The sequence below is a fragment of the Aliagarivorans taiwanensis DSM 22990 genome (assembly GCF_000429505.1).
Taxonomy (GTDB): Bacteria; Pseudomonadota; Gammaproteobacteria; order Enterobacterales; family Celerinatantimonadaceae; genus Aliagarivorans; species Aliagarivorans taiwanensis.
Genome location: NZ_AUBZ01000073.1, coordinates 1 through 1,681, shown reverse-complemented (window position 1 = coordinate 1,681; position 1,681 = coordinate 1). Strand labels below are relative to the sequence as shown.

1 protein-coding gene is annotated in these 1,681 nt (G+C 46.6%); it reads left to right on the top strand.

From position 1 onward, the window contains the following. Window positions 1-129 precede the first annotated feature (129 nt). Entirely contained in the window at window positions 130-702 is a 573-nt protein-coding gene (locus G462_RS23560) for a GNAT family N-acetyltransferase (protein ID WP_035478524.1), read from the top strand. The last annotated feature ends 979 nt before the right edge of the window (window positions 703-1,681 follow it).

Here is a 1,681-nt window from a genome sequence, read left to right as displayed (position 1 = left end):
GGAAGGCTCCCGAAAAAGGGAGTATAAGATCACAGCACGGACGTCAGGTCAAATTGCTTATAAGCGCTCAAAAAATGTTCGCGATCTCACCCTGGATATTAGGTTACTCAAAACAAAAGAGAGGTACTTGTGGCAGCAAAATTCAGAAAAAGAGGAGGTTCGGCTTCTGGCTTGTTGGAACCCCAAGGCAGCTTGAAGGCTGAATTCTTGACGAACACCAATGACATTCAAGGTAAGGAAATCAGTCTTGCTTCTGGGTTTTCTGACATAAAAAGTGAAATTTACGAGTTTGCCTCTGATGTGAGCAGCTTCTTTCCCTTTCACTCAGATATTCATGAGGTGTCTGTTCTTGATTCTAGAAGGGTTCTTATTAAATCCGAACACGCCAAAGTATTGCTTAGATATAAATGTTCTGTCGGCTTTGGGTTATTCAACAATCTAGTAATAACAAGAATAGAGATGCCCATTGAAAGAAAAGGATTAGGAACGGAGTTCATCGCTAACCTTTTACATATATCTGAAAAATATGAACTGAACCACTTTTCGATAGAAAGCACAAATGAGGCTTCCGGAGGACTGGCTGAGAAGCTGGGATTCACAGCTACAGGTGTAGACTTGGATCACTATCATATTGACACGTTAAGTCTAAAAAAGCAGCTCAAAGAGTTGGCACGGTTAACTGACTTAACAGCTAGAAGCTAATCCTATTTCTAGGATAGCTCCCAATAAATCACTCTCTAAAATCGTTAACTCTGTCAGTTGGTGACATTAGTACCGCTCGTGGCCACGAGGAGGCGTTAAGCTAAGGCCATGTATCTTGAACAACACAAGAACATCGCCTGAATAAGTCGCTGTGCGTTTTAGTCGGGAGCAACCAAGTAGTTTTAGGAGGGAGTATCGGCCCCGCGCTATGTACGACGCTAGAAGCGCCGTCGACATAGCGCGGGGCCTGGCCCAGAGCACTTTCACGCAAATACGCGTTGCAACAGAATTCGTGCAAGATTTTGCACGGTGTATCGAGCACCTAATCGCAAACATAGAACTAAGGTTCTATCGCTGCGCCTCGGTCAGTCCCGAGGTTAAGCCAGGCTGCGTCTCCACGGGGGATGTCTTTATCGGCCAAAGCGGCCACTAACTATCAGTATGCCCTTACAAGGGAAACGTGAATCCAATCGACAGGCATGGCCTTGTCCAATACCAACACAGTATGTGTAGCGCTTAAGAGCGCGATAACCCCAACTAACCTGTGACACGTCGATAATCAACACGCGTGTCAAACTCCAACAGGCTGTCTGTTTACGCGCCCGTCGCGATTCAACCACGCCTGTCCAACCCCAACCGTCGCTGTTAACGATGGACATGAGCGAATACCTTTCGATGTGAATTTTGCCACTCAGGCTACATCCGAAATGGACTATCGCTGTCATGTCACGACCTACACGCGACCGCAACCTGTGTGCAATGCACAAACAGAGAGCTCACTCACTAAAGCAGGTGGACAGTCCGACCTTAAAGGGGCGAATTCGGTGGTTATGCCATCGTCAGCAGCGGTGCTGCTGGTTCTTACAAATGTCGTAAATCAACAGGTGTAGTGGCATAGTGAATTTGGCCACCTGAATAGACGAAGTGATAGACTCACTTCCGGACAAAAGGTGGTAGAAATGAAGAACACAAGACCGAC